This is a genomic window from Pseudomonas sp. IT-347P, from assembly GCF_949768005.1.
Classification (GTDB): Bacteria; Pseudomonadota; Gammaproteobacteria; order Pseudomonadales; family Pseudomonadaceae; genus Aquipseudomonas.
Genome location: NZ_CATKPQ010000055.1, coordinates 26,078 through 42,646, shown reverse-complemented (window position 1 = coordinate 42,646; position 16,569 = coordinate 26,078). Strand labels below are relative to the sequence as shown.

At 61.8% G+C, this 16,569-nt stretch carries 13 protein-coding genes; 1 reads left to right on the top strand and 12 read right to left on the bottom strand.

Annotated features, from left to right (window positions below; genetic code table 11):
• Nucleotides 1-70: 70 nt before the first annotated feature.
• The gene (locus ACM6IV_RS19785; RefSeq protein ID WP_102899649.1) at nt 71-631 is read right to left on the bottom strand and encodes a YbhB/YbcL family Raf kinase inhibitor-like protein; all 561 of its coding nucleotides are present in this window, start codon (nt 629-631) and stop codon (nt 71-73) included.
• A gap of 139 nt (nt 632-770) precedes the next feature.
• Here ACM6IV_RS19785 and ACM6IV_RS19780 point away from each other — a divergent pair, with 139 nt between their 5' ends.
• Nucleotides 771-2,294: an FAD-dependent oxidoreductase gene (locus ACM6IV_RS19780; RefSeq protein ID WP_414871298.1), complete on the top strand. Its 1,524-nt coding sequence runs from the start codon at nt 771-773 to the stop codon at nt 2,292-2,294.
• Between the two features lie 25 nt (nt 2,295-2,319).
• Here ACM6IV_RS19780 and pgaD read toward each other — a convergent pair whose 3' ends face one another.
• From pgaD to ACM6IV_RS19725, 11 genes are all read right to left on the bottom strand, one after another.
• Nucleotides 2,320-2,853: a poly-beta-1,6-N-acetyl-D-glucosamine biosynthesis protein PgaD gene (gene pgaD / locus ACM6IV_RS19775; protein ID WP_414871297.1), complete on the bottom strand. Its 534-nt coding sequence runs from the start codon at nt 2,851-2,853 to the stop codon at nt 2,320-2,322.
• Entirely contained in the window at nt 2,850-4,205 is a 1,356-nt protein-coding gene (pgaC, locus tag ACM6IV_RS19770) for a poly-beta-1,6-N-acetyl-D-glucosamine synthase (protein WP_414871296.1), read from the bottom strand. The genes pgaD and pgaC overlap by 4 nt, the downstream gene beginning before the upstream one ends.
• Nucleotide 4,206: 1 nt before the next feature.
• Nucleotides 4,207-6,204 carry a poly-beta-1,6-N-acetyl-D-glucosamine N-deacetylase PgaB gene (gene pgaB, locus ACM6IV_RS19765; protein WP_414871295.1) on the bottom strand — a complete coding sequence of 666 codons (1,998 nt, stop codon included), beginning with the start codon at nt 6,202-6,204 and terminating at the stop codon, nt 4,207-4,209.
• A gap of 12 nt (nt 6,205-6,216) precedes the next feature.
• Nucleotides 6,217-8,697 carry a poly-beta-1,6 N-acetyl-D-glucosamine export porin PgaA gene (pgaA, locus tag ACM6IV_RS19760; protein ID WP_414871294.1) on the bottom strand — a complete coding sequence of 827 codons (2,481 nt, stop codon included), beginning with the start codon at nt 8,695-8,697 and terminating at the stop codon, nt 6,217-6,219.
• 258 nt (nt 8,698-8,955) lie between these two features.
• The gene (locus ACM6IV_RS19755) at nt 8,956-10,461 is read right to left on the bottom strand and encodes a YdgA family protein (protein WP_414871293.1); all 1,506 of its coding nucleotides are present in this window, start codon (nt 10,459-10,461) and stop codon (nt 8,956-8,958) included.
• 293 nt (nt 10,462-10,754) lie between these two features.
• On the bottom strand, nt 10,755-11,390 hold the full coding sequence (locus tag ACM6IV_RS19750) for an NADH:ubiquinone oxidoreductase subunit N (protein ID WP_414871292.1): 636 nt from the start codon (nt 11,388-11,390) through the stop codon (nt 10,755-10,757).
• A gap of 93 nt (nt 11,391-11,483) precedes the next feature.
• The gene (locus ACM6IV_RS19745; protein WP_414871291.1) at nt 11,484-12,926 is read right to left on the bottom strand and encodes an efflux transporter outer membrane subunit; all 1,443 of its coding nucleotides are present in this window, start codon (nt 12,924-12,926) and stop codon (nt 11,484-11,486) included.
• A complete protein-coding gene (locus ACM6IV_RS19740) occupies nt 12,923-13,825 on the bottom strand; it encodes an efflux RND transporter periplasmic adaptor subunit (RefSeq protein ID WP_414871290.1) in 903 nt (300 codons plus the stop codon). Before ACM6IV_RS19740 ends, ACM6IV_RS19745 begins: the two co-directional genes overlap by 4 nt.
• Nucleotides 13,822-14,031 carry a DUF1656 domain-containing protein gene (locus tag ACM6IV_RS19735; RefSeq protein ID WP_414871289.1) on the bottom strand — a complete coding sequence of 70 codons (210 nt, stop codon included), beginning with the start codon at nt 14,029-14,031 and terminating at the stop codon, nt 13,822-13,824. The genes ACM6IV_RS19740 and ACM6IV_RS19735 overlap by 4 nt, the downstream gene beginning before the upstream one ends.
• Nucleotides 14,028-16,091, bottom strand: a complete 2,064-nt coding sequence (locus tag ACM6IV_RS19730) for an FUSC family protein (RefSeq protein WP_414871288.1) — start codon at nt 16,089-16,091, stop codon at nt 14,028-14,030. The genes ACM6IV_RS19735 and ACM6IV_RS19730 overlap by 4 nt, the downstream gene beginning before the upstream one ends.
• Nucleotides 16,088-16,516 (bottom strand): MarR family winged helix-turn-helix transcriptional regulator, encoded by a 429-nt coding sequence (locus tag ACM6IV_RS19725; RefSeq protein ID WP_236430533.1) that lies wholly within the window; start codon nt 16,514-16,516, stop codon nt 16,088-16,090. Before ACM6IV_RS19725 ends, ACM6IV_RS19730 begins: the two co-directional genes overlap by 4 nt.
• Nucleotides 16,517-16,569: the final 53 nt, after the last annotated feature.

Genomic DNA, 16,569 nt, shown 5'->3' with positions numbered 1-16,569 from the left:
TGAAATTGAGCATTCATCCCCTGAGACGGGCAGCCCTTTCAGTTCGGGTTAAACGCCGCTAAAAATAGTTTCAGCGGTGATAACGCCGCACCGCACTGCTGTTACGCAGCACATGGCCTTTGATTTTTTCCATCAGCTCGGCGCGGGTCAAACCGGCGGGCAAGGCGTCCGGCGCCAGATCCAGTGCGTAGATCTGAATGATGTAGTGGTGCGCACTGTCGCCCACTGGCGGGCACGGCCCCATGTAATGGGTATTGCCCTTGCTGTTGGTACCGCCGACGCCTTCGAACGCGGATTTGGCCCCGACACCAGCGGCAATCTGATGCGTGGTGGCTTTGATGCCGTAATGAATCCAGTGATCGACGCCCAGGCCTTTCTGGCCGTCCGGGTCGTGCATGACAATCGCGTAGCTCTGGGTGCCCGCCGGTCCCGCGTTCCAGCTCAGCGCCGGCGACTGGTTCTTGCCACCGCAACCGGGCGCATCACTGGCCGCGGCGGAGGTGAACAGACGGTTATCGGAAACACCCGGGATGCTCAGGGTGAAACGCTCCTGGGCCTGCGCCGGAAACTGCACGCAAAGGGTGACGGCGAGGGCCGCCAGCCAGGGGTTGAGAGAGGTCAATCGGGTCATTCCGGGAGCACCTTGTGCAGTGAGGCCGTCGTCGGCCTGCAAACTATAGCGGTACCGTTCGTGCCGTGGCAGTAGCAAATGGCTGAACCTCGCACTCCTGCGCAAACTCACAAGAGAAATGCCCGCGAGGAAGCCGCTCATGCCCCTGCACTGTGTCGCCCGTATTGCCGATGTGCCTGAAGACCGTGGCCTGCAAGTTGAAATCGGCGAGTGCAAGATTGTGCTGCTGCGCACGAATGGCCAATTACGCGCCTTTCAGGGCGAATGCCCGCATGCCGGCGCCCCGTTGGCTGACGGTGCGTTGTGTCACGGTCGCCTGATTTGTCCGTGGCACAAGGCGGCGTATCGCGCTGAGGATGGCGCGTTGTGCGAGCCTCCGGCGCTCGACAGTCTCAAGCGCTACCCGCTGGAGATTCGCGGCGACGAGGTTTGGGTTGATGATCAACCACTGACAGATCCACATACGCCTCCGGCCGATGATTCGCGCACATTCGTGATCGTCGGTGCCGGAGCGGCAGGTACGGCGTGCGCGGCGGCGTTACGGGAAAAGGGTTTTGGTGGTCGGATCGTGATGATTGATCGTGAGTCGGATGCCGGCTACGACCGCACTGTGCTGAGCAAATTTGTTCTCGCCGGGGAAATGCCGGCGGCAGAAACCCCGGCGCTGCGCGATGAAGCTTTCTATAACGAGCAGCGTATCGAACGCCTGCACGGCGAAATCACCGCACTGGATGCCCAGGCCAAAACCCTGCAGCTCAACGACGGCCAGACCCTGAACTATGACGCCGCCGTACTGGCCACCGGTGGCCAGCCCAACCCGCTGAAGTTGCCCGGTGCTGAACTGCCCCAAGTGTTCGTCCTGCGCTCAAAAGCCCAGGCCGAACAGATCATGAACACAGCAACACCGGATCAACGCGCCGTCATCATCGGCGACAGCTTCATCGCCCTCGAATGCGCCTCGGCCCTGCGTCAGCACGGCCTCGACGTCACAGTACTCGCGCGCCACGCCATACCTTTCGCCGCGCAATTCGGCGAGGCCGTGGGCCAGGCGATCCGGGCGCTGCACGAACAGCACGGGGTGAAATTCATCACCGAGCACGAAGCGACAGAGATCATCGGCGACGGCAAAGTCGAAGCCGTGCTGCTGGACAATGGCCTGCGGCTTTCTGCCGATCTGGTGCTGGCAGGGATCGGCGTACATCCGGCCACCGAGGCGTTCGCGTCACTGCCGAAAGAAAAAGATCAGTCACTGCGCGTAGATGACGGCATGCGCATTACCGAAGGACTGTGGGCGATCGGCGACATCGCTACTTTCCCGCTGCACGGCCAGCCGCAACGCATCGAACACTGGCGCCTGGCCCAGCAACACGCACGCATCGCCGCTGCCAATATGCTCGGTGGCGATGAGCATTACCTCGACGTGCCGTTTTTCTGGACCTGGCATTTCGGCAGGAATTACGACTACCTCGGCCACGCCGAACACTGGGATGAAGTGGAGTTTCTAGGCGAGCCCGAGCAACCGCCATTCATTGGGCTGTTCGGCAGAAGCGGTGTGCTGGTCGCTGCAGTCGCCTGCGAGAAAGAACGTGCGATGGCGCTGTTGGCCGAAAGGATGAAGCAGCCGCTGCCGATGGAAGAAGCGTGGACATTGATCCAGATCTGACCACGCTCCCGCAGGGTTTTCGCCATCAGGAAAGACGATTCAGGGGCTCGCGATTATCGTCATCCTCAGCATGCAGAAAGATCACCCGCGGGTGCTCCAGCGGTGCCAGCGGCGGTGGCAGCTCCTGCGGCTGGACCGGCCAGAAATGCGTCACCACATGGCTGATGTCGCCGTCCTGATCGTTGTGAATGGTCATCACCCCCGGCGTGCGCAGTTTCTGAAAGCGCTCATCGCAAAGCTTGAAGCTCTTGCTCAGCCCCGCATCGTCGATCACCGGCGATGGCAGCCGACGCTGGGCGAAGCTGCGGCTTTTGCGCTGCTGATAACGCGCCCAACCGATCAGAATTACCGCATTGACCAAAGCCACCCACAGATAGATCTCTAAGGTGCCCAGCGCGTCGAACGCCGATTTATCGATCAGCGGCCCGCCCGCATGCGTTTCGATCAGCGGCCACAAGCCACGGATCAGCAGAAACAGCAGGCCAACCCAGGCCAGCACGGTGAGGATCACATCGATCACGACCAGAAAGGGCCGCTGGCGAGTCCGGATGATTTTCATTTGATGACTTCCTCTTCATCGTCGCCGATCGGTTTGATACCCCGGTCGGGACTGACCCAACGCGCTCGCTTCTGATGTTGACCGAACAACACCTTGGGGAAACTGACCAACGTGGTCAGCAGGCTGATAAACCAGAACACCAACGGATACCAGACCACCCAGAACATTGTCCGGCCCAGCCCCGGCTCGTAGCGCCGATCGATGACGATGCTGACCGCGAACTGCACCAGGCAGACAAACGCCAGCAACAACCCGGTAAACGCCGGCGGCATCAGGTGATGCACCGCAATGGCTTCCGGCATGACCACGAACTTGCCGACGCCCCAGAAGATCACCGACAACAGGAAGGTAAATGCCCAACCGGTCGACAGGCAGTATTCGAACAGCAGCGGCCACAGGTAGCGGTGGCGGTATTGCCAGATGCCACGAATGTTCTTGAACAGCACTTCGGCGCCGCCCTGGGCCCAGCGCAGACGCTGCTTCCACAGGCCGCCGAGGGTTTCTGGCATGAGGATCCAGCACAGCGCGCGCGGCTCGTAGAAGATGCTCCAGTGATCCAGTTGCAGCTTCCAGCTGATGTCGATGTCTTCGGTGATCATGTCCGGGCTCCAGTAACCGACGCGGTTCAGCGCGGTACGGCGGAACGCGACGATCACGCCGGACACAGTAAAGATCCGCCCGAACACCCGTTGCGTACGCTTAATGAGCCCGATGATCGACGAGAACTCACCGACCTGCACCCGCCCGACCAACGTTGAGCGCGTACGGATCCGTGGGTTACCGGTCACCGCACCGAGACGTGCGTTATCCAGCATCGGTGCAACCAGATAGGCTGCGGTGTTCGGCGCCAGCAGCGCGTCGCCGTCGATGCACACCAGATACTCACTGCGCGCAGCAATCGCGCCCATGCGCAGAGCGACAGCCTTGCCCTGATTTTCCGCCAGATGCAGCACGCGCAGACGCGGGTCTTCCTTGGCCAGCGCATCCAGCACCTCGGCGGTGTTGTCCTTGGAGCCGTCGTTGATCGCGATGACTTCGATGTTCGGGTAGTGCTGGGCCAGCGCCGCGTGGATGGTGTCGGCGGCGTTGTCGCCTTCGTTGTAGCAAGGGATCAGGATCGAGATCAGCGGCTCACCCGCCAGTGGCGGTGGCAAGGTGTCGTCCTTCCATGGCCAGTGGCGCTCCCAGTGCAGCCAGAAGTACAGACCACCGGCAATCCACAACCCGGACATGAACAGCGGGTAGAAGAACACGAAGTCCATCAGGAACTGCCCGGTCACCAGGAAGATCAGCCCCAGCGGAACGCCGAGGACGATCGCCAGAACAAGCAGGGCTAACAGTCTATCCAGCATGTTATGGATTCCATTTGTTGGAGAGCGCAGGCCTTACGGTTTTCAGGTCCGGCAGGTTGTCGAGGAAGTTGTCCGGGTAGTAGCCGAAACTGGTCGCGCCCTGGCGCTTGAGACGGCGCATCCAGTCGGCCAGATGCGCACCGTCGATGTCGGCCTGATCCTTTTTCGTCCAGTCCCGCGCCTGCAATTCGAACACCGTGCGCTCCAGCGCGCCGGGGCGCTTCTTGACCGTGGCCACCAGCGCTTCCAGCCACGGGCCGGACTCTGCCTGGGTCTGTTTTTCCATCAGCGGCATGGCCATCGGCGCCGTCCAGTCGTAGGTCACGAGGAAGTCGTCGAGGTTCTGTGCGTACCACTCTTCGCTGTGTGGATTGAGCATCGGCTCGGCGAAAATATTGCGTGCGGTCTGCACCTGCGGGCCACGGATGGCGCGGACTTTGGCGGTCAGCTCGTTGGTGAAATCGATGAGGTATTTGCTCTTGAAGCGTGTCCAGCGCTGCATCGCGGCCGGGTCATCGCGCAGCGCGGCAATCGAACCCGGCAAACCGTGGGTGACGTAGGCTTTCAAGGCCTCGGGGCTGGCGTCTTCGAAGTCCGAGAGCAGCGCATCGTCGTGATAGAGGATGCCGTCGACCGAGGTCAGGCGCGCCACGTCCTCGTAGATTTCACCGATGATCCGCCGTACTTCCGGATCAAACGGCGACAGGCGTTCGTATTGATCAGGATCGACTGCGGTGGTGCCGGTTTTCGGGTCCCAGCGGGTCACACGCGGCAACTTCGAATCAAGGCCGAAGCTCAGCACCGGCATCCACGCAAACACCTTCACATGCGCGCGGGTGCGCAGTTGCCAGGCAACCCGATCGAAGATGTCGGCGCGCACCGGCAAGTGGCGGTTGGGAAAGTACAGCGAATGCACCAGACCATCGCCCTTTGGATCGGCGAAGGCTTGCAGGAACACAGTGTTGGCGCCCATGTCCGCCATGCGCTGCACCAGTTTGCCGAGGTTGATGTCCTGCTGCGCCGGATCCGGGTCGTAAACGTTGTCCAGATCGACATGCACCACGCGCATGGGCAGATCCGACTGCACGTCGACGATGCTGTTGGCGAAGTGCTCGCCGTCAGGGTCGGAGGCGACAAGGAACCGCGGACTGCTCATCAGGTTGTCGAGGGTGTCGAGACCGTCGTCCAGGGTCAGGGCCATTTCGTAGCCCTCCTCACCGACCACGGTCAGCGAGGTGCCATCCGCCGCGCCATACGGCCAGACCCAGACCCGTGGTTTCTTGCCGGTGACCTTGCGGATTTTCTCCGAGATGTTGTTCACGTCGGTGCGAATCCGGGCCTGGAATTCGGCCTCGGACTCATAGCGCCTGGTCAGCGGATCGTAGCGCCGGGTCGCAGCGGCAGGCTGCAGGTTGCCTTGCGGGTTGGCCAGGATGCCTTTGTGGTTGGCGTCGGTGTGTGCGGCGATTTCCACCAGGCCCGATTGCGAGATCTCGCGCACCTGATCCCAGGTCAGGAAGTCGGAGCGCGCACGCGGGGTGCCGGCGAAATCCACCGGTTGATTGAGCGGCGTGTCGACCCAGCTGCCAACCGGCGCCAGCAAGGCATGCCAGTTGTAGGCGCGCAGCACCGGCAACACGCGGGTGTAAAAGCTTGAATAACCGTCGTCGAAGCTGAGCAGGATCGCTTTCGCCGGCAGCTCCGGGCCGCCCTTGCGCGCCGCCATGATCTGGTCGACCGTCACCGGTTTGTAGCCGTTCTCGCGCAACCAGGCAAGCTGCTCGATCAGGCGCTCGGTGCGCACCGCCACCACGGCCTGATCGGGGTCGCGATCTTCAACATCGTGATAGGCGATGCCGAGCACGTGATTTTTCGGCCACGGTTTTTCACTGGCCGCCAGTGGGCGCTCGGACGGTGGCGCGAAGGCCGGAGCTTGCTGGGCACAGGCGCTGACCAGCAGCGCTCCCAGCAGAAGGATGAAACGCGAAATCAAAGGCATCTTCAAACTCTTCTAGAAGCGGAAAGTGAGGTCGACGAGCAGACGCAGATCGGTCTCCCGATCACCGTCGTAAGGCCGGTTGATCACACTGAACAAACCGCCGACCTCGAACACGTCGTTCCAGGCATAACGCTGGCCGTAACCGAGCAAGGCCATGCCGCCGGTGCCGTGATCACGCTGGCTGTACGTTCCCGCGCCGGCCTGGAACTGCTGGCTCCAGGCCGTTTCGTAGCGGTGGTAGAGCACGTGATTGACGTTGACCAGCGGCATCACGCTGAAGTCGGATTTGGGGTTGAAGTACGGCACGTCATCAGACTTGGAGTTGTGGCTGGTGCCGACTTCCAGTCCCGCATCGACCTGCACGTTCGGTGCGCTGTAGACGCCCTCGCGACCAGTGAGCAAGGCTTCGACACGGTTGTTGCCGTCGCTGAAGTGCGACGGGCTGACCGACAGACGCCACTCACGGCTCTCATTGGCGCGCCAACGGATAAAACCGCTGCCGCCATTGGCCTTGATGTCACTGTTGAGCGCGCGCAATGGCGTCTCGGCCGAGAGGTATTCGAGGCTGCCGCCGTACTGCCAGTGGTCATTGATGTCACGGGCGATCGCCAGCCGCGCGCCTTGTTTGTCGCCGAAACCGTAATCGTGATTGGAGACTTCCGCTTCAAGGGTCATGTCGCGGGTGCGCCGTTCCAGGCCGACGCGCTGGAAGCGGTGGTGGCCGGTGCCTTCGGCGAAATCGCCGGTGGCGTAACCGGCCCCGGCGAACACGCGCCAGTCTTCGTCGATGGGCGGGCTGTACAGGGTGGTCTGGATGCCAAAATCGCGGCTGCCGCTGACGGCACCGGCATCGCCGCTGCCGCCGCCATTGGCCTTGCCGCCGTAGGCTTCGACGCGCAGCTCGGACATGTCATGCACTTCGCGTTCACGGGCCAGACGCTGCACCTGGCGGTTATCCGGATAACGCGCGACAACATCATCGGTCAGCGCATCCATTTGCCGCCATTCCTGCAATTCCATCGCGGTGCGGGCCTGGCCGATTTCCAGGCCCATGTTGCGCGGCACCATGCTCTCGGTTTCCTTGAGCTGCATTTCTGCGCGGCGCGGCCAGCTGCGGGCCAGGTATAAATCGGCCTGAGCCAGACGTAAACCGACGTTGCCCGGCGCCTGATCGACCAGCGTCTGCAAGCGCTCCTCGCCGTGGGGCAGATCGGAACCGTAGGTGCCGGCCTGTGCCGCGAGTTGCTGGGCGTCCATCCATTCATCGTTAGGGTTGCCGATAGGCAATCCTTTGAGTTCGACGCGCGGACGCTGCGACCTGGCCAGATCTTCGGCGACTTTGCGTGCCTCATCGGCGCGGTCGCTTTCCAGCAGCGAGTAATACAGCGCGGTGGTGTCTTCGAGACGATCGCCAGAATCAGCGTCTGGCGCCGACAGCACTTGGCGATACAGGTCCGTGGCGGTTTCCGGCTGACGCTGATCCAGATACGACGCTGCCACCCAGCGCAGGGCGTAAGTCGGAATCTTCACGCCTTCGGCTTGCAGTTTCTGGTATTCAGAGATGACGTCAGCGGTGCGCGCGCGGGCTTTTAGTGCGCCCATGCGGTCGATGCGCCAACGGGTGACGTCGTCCCTGGCACCGGCGTCCGGCGTCCAGGTGGCGAGCAGTTTGTCGTAATCGGCCAGCGCGCGATCGGCGATGACGTAGCGTTCTTTTTCGCTGCGGGTGGCGAGTTCGGCGAGGCGCACGCGCTCGGCAGCCAGATCGCCTTCGAGACGGCGCAGGGTCACCGGGTCGATCAATCCCGGACGCTGCCTGGCCAGACGCAGCGCCGGTTCCGGCAGACGTGCCTGTTGCAGAGCAGCCACGTACTCGCGAGCGACCTCCGGTTTGCTGCCGGCGCGTTTGAAGGCTTGATCGTATTCGAACAGCGCGTCGTACTGCTTGCCCGCGCGCGTCAATGCATAGCCCAGTGCGAGACGGCGCGACGGATCATCGGGTTTGGCTGCGACCAGTGCTTTGGCGCGAGTCACGGCTTCGTCCGGTTTGCCGGCGTCCGCCTGAGTCAACGCCAGCCCCAGTTGCAGGTCGGCGTTATCCGGCTCCAGCGCCAGGGCTTTGTTGTAGACCTGCGTGGCTTGATCCCAACGTTTGAGGTTGCGGTAGGCGCGAGCGGCGGCGGTCAGCGCCTGCACCGGCAGGACGCGGTTGCGGCCCTGGGTTTCATAGACCTGCGCCACTTCGGCATCGAGGCCGGCCCAACTGGCGATTTGCAGGTGATCGCTGATCTGCCCGGTCGTCGACTGGCCGGGTGGCACCTGACGCAATACCGTCAGCGCCGACGTGGTTTGCCCGGCACGGGCGTCGCGCACCATCTGATCGTAGGGTGTGTCGGCAAACGCCAGTGCCGGCCAGAGCAATTGGCTGCACAGCGCGACTCGAAACAAAGGGCGTAAACCACGATGCAATACAGGAACATCAATACGCGGCATTCGTCAGCATCCTTACATGGCCAGCCGGGTCGCAATGCCCTCCTTGCCCTTTCGTAACGGTGGCCGCCAATGCACATTCAACGGCCAAGCTTAGTCAGGCAGTCTTGCACGCAAGCGTAGACCAATCTTCGGAACACAATAATTGTTCAGAATCGTCGTGGCGGCTGTGCCGGAACAGCGCAAACCCGAACGCCAGACAGCAAAACGCCCGGCGTCTGTGCAATACAGAGGCCGGGCGTTGCTATTAAGAGCGCAGGATTACTGCACTTGCGTGACGCCGGCGAACTTGCTCATCAGGAAGCCGACGAACTGCTCGACGGTCATTTTCTGGCCGTTGAATTCGACCTGATTGGCGGCGTAATGCAGCTTGGTCACCACGTTGGTGCCGTCGACGACTGCCAACTGCGAACCGACGGCCATGCCGGCGAACATGTCGGCCGCCTCTTTGGACTGATCGACGATGGCTTTGGCGTCCGTCTGGCTATCCAACTGCGCCTGCACGCTGAGCAGATCGATCAGCATCGGCTTGGACACCTTGATGTTCAGGTCAAGCAGGGCGATCAGCTGTTTGCCCAGTTGATCCGGTGGCAGATCCATCGATTGCGGCTTGGTCAGGTCGATCACCAGATTGGCCTTGCTCTCACCGTTGGCGGTGTTGAACGAGAGGTTTTCCAGCGCGATCTGTGGACCGGCCGCCAGCAGCTTCTGCAGATCGGCTTTGACCTGGGCGTTTTCAGCTTCGGTCAGATTCAGCTCCGGCGCTGGCAGGCCTTGTGCTGCCGCCTCGGCGGCGGCTTTTTCGTAAGGCTGCAGTTTGGTCTGGTAGATCTGCATCAGCGACATCGTCGACGGAATATCGAGGTTTTTCAGGCTCATGGCCATGTTCGCCGAGCCGATTTTCTTGTCGTTGAGGCTGACTTCACCAATCTTGTAGTCCGCACGACCGGAGGCATTGCTGCCGTTTTCTTCGGTGAGGTTCTTCATTTCGAAGTTCTTCACACCGAGTACCGATTGTTTGGTGCCGAAGGTGGTTTTGCTGTTGGACAGCTCCAGGGTGTTCTCGCCGGTGTAGTAGCCGTAGCTGCTCTTGGCGAGGTTGCTGGCCAGGGTCAGGCCGTTGAGTTCGACCTGCACCGGTGCCTGGTCTTCGGCGACAGTGACCAGTTTCAGGTTGTCCATGTAGCCGTCCGCCTTGACCTTCTGCGCTTTGGCGTTGGCAGAGATGTTCATGGTCAGGCCGGAGAACTTCAGGCTCGACTGCTCATCCAGTGCGGTTTCGAACGGCAGCAAGTCGAGGGTGCTGGTGGTGGATTCGTCATAGCCGAGGCTGGTCACGCCTTTGAGCGGCGCGGCGCCCTTGGTCGCGGCGAACCACTTCTCGGTGGCCGGACTCTTTTCCAGCTCGAAGTTGCTGGTAGCCATCACCGGCAGCCACTTCAGCGAAACCAGACGCGAGAACGGCAGCGGGCCATGTTCGATGTGGTCGACGAACAGCAGTTCGACCGGAGCATCACCGAACATCTCGCCTTCACCTTTGAGGCGGTAGTGCGCGGTGCTGGTGAAGGTGTGGCGTTCCAGCGACACCAGTTCCAGCGACGCGGTGCCGTTGGAGCCGGCCATGGCGGTTTGCAGCTCCTGGTTGGCATTGCTGACGGCGTTGTTGAGCACGCCTTCAATCTTGGTCCCGGTGTACCAGGCCCCGCCCGCGCTGATCGCGCCGATGGCAACAACAATTCCGAGGAGCACGCCTGCTGATTTATTCATGAATGACCTGATCGATTTCCGTGGCTGTGAGTGGGGTCGTCTTCCCTGAACCCGTGACCGGGTCGCGGCTCGACTCTGCTGAATTCAGCGGTGGAGATTAGCACCGGGCGCGGGAGCTGGCCCAATGTTTAAAGGTTAAAGAGTGTCTATGGGGAGAGTGGACAGTCGGCAGGCAATGAGAGTTTCGGTGTTTTTCAGTCCGCCTTCGCGAGCAGGCTCACTCCTACAGGGGAACGCGTTCCAAATGTAGGAGCGAGCCTGCTCGCGAAGGGGCCGGTTGATTCAGCAGAAAATCAGGAATACTGAACCTCGATCTCATCCAGTTGATGATCAAAGCTTTTCAGCCGTGCAGTCCAGGTGTACACCAGCACTTCAAAATCCCGATCGATCACCGCCCCGCCCGGCCCGTCGGCGCGCGGGTCGCAGAAATCCAGTTGATAACGCTCGCGGGCCATGGCCGTGGCGACATCGGATAATTCCCGGGCATTGTTGAGCCAGTGCCAGCCCTCGCCATCAATCTGCTTGTCGAGTTCCAGGCACTGCTTTTTCAGCGCTTCGAGGCTTTTTTCCAGTGGCGTGCCGGTGAGTTCGCCCATGACTTCGGCGAAGGTGCGCCCGGGCTGCCAGTAACTGCCCCAGAAATACCGGTCGAACACAGTTTCGACCCGGCGCAGGGCGACTTTGGTGTCCCAGATCAGCACCAGGGTCCTGCCCTGTTCGAGTTGCCTTTTTTTGACGCGCTGCACCTGAACCGACGCCCACGCCACGACGACGATTGCCATGACCGCGATCAGCGCGACGGCGCTGTCGAGGAAAACCATGGCCTTGTCGATCTGGTGGGCCAGCATGATGCCGTAGAAATAGGTGGCCGAGAGCAGCACCAGCGCTGCGAGGGCGCACCAGAAGCCGAGAGCGTAAGGGTTTTTCATTATTGGTTTCCCCTAGACCAGCGCTAGCAATGTGCGCTGAAGAGGCGCTTTGCACGGGGCACCCCTTCAACACTTCAAAGCATAGCAACGGCCTCAGGGTTTGCCGGGGCTTGGAGCGTGCGTTCGTCCGCTTTCCCAACCGCCACCCAAGGCGAGGAACAAATCGATCTGGCTCATGGCGACCTGGGTATTGGCGGCGGCCAGTTGCGCGGTGACATCGGTGTAGGTGCGGGTCGCTTGCAGGTCGGCGAGAAACGACTCGCGGCCGGCCTGGAAGAAGCGGTGAGTCTGGTCTGCGGCGAGTTTTGCCGATTGCTCGGCATCGGCCAGTGCGTCGCGCCGTTGCAGCAATGCGCTGTACTGGGCCAGACCGGTCTGGGTTTCGCGAATGGCGTTGAGCACCACGCCATCGAAATGCGCCAGTGCGCCTTGGGTTGCGGCTTCTGCCTCGCGGATGCGCGCACGAGCGCCGTTGGTCGGCACCTTCCAGCTCAGCGACGGGCCAAAGCCCCAGCGGTTGGTCGACGGATCACCCAAATCATCAATGAGACCAACAGTGCCGATGGTCGCGCCGAAACTGATGTCCGGATACAACTCGCCCGTGGCGACGCCGATCCCGGCGGTCGCAGCGGCCAGACGCCGTTCGGCCTGGCGAATGTCCGGGCGACGTTTGAGCAGCGCAGCGCCATCGCCGACCGGCACCAATTGGGCGATTTTCGGCAACTCGGCGCAGGTCGCGGTGCCGTCGGGCAACTGATCAACCGGTTTCGCCAGCAACATCGACAAACGGAACAGCCCGGCCTGACGCGCGGCTTCATAGCGCGGCAAGTCGGCGCGCAGAGATTTGAATTGGGTTTGCGAACGGGTGACCTGGGTTTCGTCACCGCGACCGGCGTCGCGCAGACGCTGGATCAGCGTAGTACTTTGCGATTGCAGATCGAGGGAATGCTCGGCGATTTCCCGTTCTTCGTTGGCCGCGCAGACCTGGGTGTAGGCACGGACGACGTCCGCCACCAAGGTGATCCGCGCCGTGTCTGCCGCGGCCTGGGTCGCGTCGGCATTGGCTTTTGCGCCTTCGATACCGCGCTGCAAGGTGCCCCACAGATCGAACTGATAAGAAGCGCTGATGCCGATGTCGCCGACGTTATCCACCGGGACTTTTTCCGGCAGCAAGAATGCCTGACCAGACTCTTGCAAACGCTGCGCGCCCATTTTCACGCCAGCGCTCCAGCCGCCCGCCGCTTCAGCCTCATCGACCTGAGCACGCGCCCGTTGCAGGTTCGCCGCCGCGACGCGCAAATCGGTGTTGGAGGCCATGGCCTGCTGCACCAGTTGATCCAGCCGCGCATCCTTATAAAGACGCCACCAGTCCGCCGGCACCGGCGCGGATACGACGGGTTTGCCGGCCACCGCCAGTTCGCCCTGAAAATCCTTGCGCTGCACCGCCGCATCCTCCGGCACGTGATAATCCGGCCCGACCATCTGACAGGCCGAGAGCATCACGCCCAACCCGGCGATCATCAGCGCCCGCTTCATTGCGCGGGCTCCGGCTTGCGGTCGTCGGTAGGCTGATCGTCGATGATCGAAACAGTAGCGGTACGCCCGGCGATCATGCGGAAATCTTCCGGCACATCGTCAAAGGCAATCCGCACCGGAATCCGCTGCGCCAGCCGCACCCAGCTGAACGCCGGGTTGACGTTGGGCAGCAGATTGCTGCCGCTGGTGCGGTCACGGTCTTCGATACCGGCGACGATGCTTTCGACATGCCCGCGCAGCCTGGCGCGGTCACCGATCACACGGATGTCCACCGACTGGCCGACATGAATGCCGTCGAGTTTGGTTTCTTCGAAATAGCCGTCGATGTGGAATGAATTGCTGTCGACCACCGATAACACCGGGCGCCCGGCGGTGACGAATTCCTGTGGACGCGGCGCGCGGTCGTTGACGTAACCGTCCACCGGACTGCGGATCACTGAGCGATCAAGGTTGAGCTGCGCGCTGTCCACCGCGACCAGCGCTTCGGCCAGCGCCGATTGCGCTCGGGCGACCTTCGACTGGCTTTCTTCCAGCTGTTCGGCCGGCACGAGGTTGCCGAGGCCACGGTTACGCTTGGCTTCACGCTGGGCCTGGGCGAGGGTTTCTTCGCGATCGGCGACAGCCGCTTTGGCTTGACGCAGGGCCAGTTTGAAACGGTCCTGGTCGATGCTGAACAGCACCTGGCCGCGCTTGATCAACTGGTTGTCTTTTACTTCAACCTGTTGAATCAAACCGGACACGTCCGGGGCGATCTGGATGATGTCGGCGCGAATGTGGCCGTCGCGGGTCCATGGCGCGAACATGTAATACATCACCATGCGCCAGACGAGGACAACGGCAAAAGTCACGATCAGCAGGGTCAGTACCACGCGACCGATGGTCAAAAACGGTTTTTTCATGTCATCAGGTATCGACTGAGTGAGTCCACGCCGTACAGCAGTACCGCGTAGAGGGCCACGTTGAACAATGCCCGGTGCCAGACCAGACGGTAAAAGTGCAGGCGCTGAAGCACGCCATGCACCAACAGAAACAGCGCATAAGTGATGCCCATCAGCACCAGCAGGGTCGGCAGGAAGATGCCGCTGATGTCCAGATCACCGATCATAGGGGCGCTCCTTCGGGCAGCGGTTCTTCGGGCTCGGCGCTGGAGACGAATTCGACACCGGGCAACAGCGCCAGACGCAAACCGCTCAACGCGTGCAACAGGTTCAGACGGGTTTCATCGTCGCCCTGGCCATTGAGCACACGGCGCGCGCGGTCCATGGTCATCAGCAACGCTGCCGGCGCCGGCAGGCGTTCGCCGGCCTTGAGGCAGGCGCGGAAATACTCGCCGACTTCACTGACCACTTGCTGCAACAAAGCGTTCGACGCGCCGGTCACCCGTGGGGTATAGGCGAGCAAGTCGAGCAGGTTGAGGCCAACGCGCACTTCGCGCATGGCGATGCCGGTGTCCTGCCCCGTCAGGGCCAGACGCGGCAGGTGCTGCATCAGCCGATCGAGCAACTGCACCCCCAATTGCCGGTGCTCGGCGAGGTTGGCCGGCTCGGTCATGTGGACGATGTCTTTCCAGCTGAAACGGGTCAGGCGCTTGGCCGCCAGTTCGGCGCCAAACGGGCGCGCCACCAGCGTCCAGATAAAGGCGAACAACAGGCCGATCGGCCCCGCCAGGTTCGAATTCACGAAGGCGAAAAAATCTGCGTCGTACGCCCCCTGAATGCTGATGAACGACGAGGTGTTGACCAGCGTCAGCAGCATGCCGAGATAGAACCGCGGCTGCACCGTCAGGGTCCCGACGCAAATAAACGGGATGGAGAACGCCAGCACCAGCATCGGGAAATCATGCAGGTTGGGCAGAATCAAAAACAGATAAAGGCTGGCGAACAGCACCGACATGCCGGTCCAGAAAAAGAACCGGTAGATCTGCGGCGCCGGGTCGTCCATTGACGCAAAGAAGCTGCACGCCACCGCCGCCAGAATGACCGCGCTGCCGCCGTCCGGCCAGCCGAGCAGAATCCACAGCACCGAGGCGACAATGATCGCCAGAATCGTCGAGACCACCGAATACAGCATCAGCCCGCGATCGATAAACGGTGTCAGGCGACCGAGGCGCCAGTGACGGTAAACCGCGCGCCAGCTGTCCTGGCGCTCGCACAGAATCGCGTCCTGCAGACTGCGGCAGTCCTGCCACAGATCGATGAATTCACCGAGGCGATAAATCGCGTTGGAGAACAGCAATTGCCTGCGATCCTCCAGCGCCTCGACGCTCGGTTGCAGGGCTTGGAGCTGATCTTTCAGCGCTTGCCAGCGCTCGAGATCGGCGTCTTGGTGACTGAGCCATTCGCGCGTTGCAACGAGCAGCGGTGCGAATTTTTCCACCAGTTCCGGCGTGCGCCGCTCAAGGGCGTAGAGCGAATCTTCCAGCGCATCGATCACTGGCAACAAGTGAATCATCCGTCCGCGCAGTTCCTTGGTGTTGCGCACGGTTTGCGGCCGCGCGCCTTCGTGGGGCAACTGGCCGATCATCAGCTCAAGGCTGTTGAAATTGGCAACCATGGCCATGCGCAGCGCGGTGACTTCTTCGGGCTGCACGTCGCGGCTGAGGAACTTCAGGCTGTACGTCGTGGCGTCGGCGAACCACTTGCTAACGGCGTCGTTGAACACCGGTGCGAGACGGCGCGGCCAGAACATTGCACCGACCACGGCGGCGACGGCGATGCCGAGGAAAATTTCTTCCGTGCGCGCTTCCGCCACGTCCCACACCGCCAGCGGGTTATCCACCGTCGGCAAGGCAATCAGCGGCAAGGTGTAACCGGCGAGCATCAACGCATAGCTGTTGGCCGTGCGCAGGTGCAACGACATGAACAGCAGAATCCCTGTCCACAGAGCAATCACCACCACCAGCACATACGGGCTCTGCACGAACATCGGCACAAACAGCACCGCTGCCGCCGCCCCGAGAAACGTCCCGACTGCCCGGTACAATGCCTTGGAGCTGGTCGGCCCGAGAAACGGGCTGGAGACGATATACACCGTGGCCATCGCCCAGTAAGGACGCGGCATTTGCATGAGCAAGGCGATGTACAGCGCGGTCATCGACGCTGCAAACGTACGGATCCCGTAGAACCAGTCACGGGCGGGCGGAATGCCGGAGAAAAAACCGTTCAAGAATTGATCACCACAGGCGGATGGGCCGCCTCAAAAGCTCTGAGTACCCGAAGCGTAGCTTCCAGATCGCTTTGATCGATGCCTTCGAGCACCTCGTGACGCAGGCGCACCAGTTCGATCTCGACCGCTTGCACCAGTTCGCGACCGGTGTCGGTCAGGCTCAGACATTTCGCGCGGCGATCCTGAGCATCTTCGGTACGGCAGACGTAGCCGGAATGGCACAACTGATCGAGCAGACGCACCAGCGACGGACTCTCCATCCCGGCGGCCTGCGCCACCTGCACCTGGCGCACGCCCTCGCCCAAGCGGCCGATCATCAATAGCGGCACGGCGCAGGCTTCGGAAATTCCATAGTTGACCAGCGTGGTCTGGCAGATCTTCCGCCAATGCCTGGCGGCCACCACCATGGCACTGCTGATGTTCATCTGGAGAGCGTCGAGATCGTTCGGCACGAGAAAATGCACACTGTTAGTTTGCT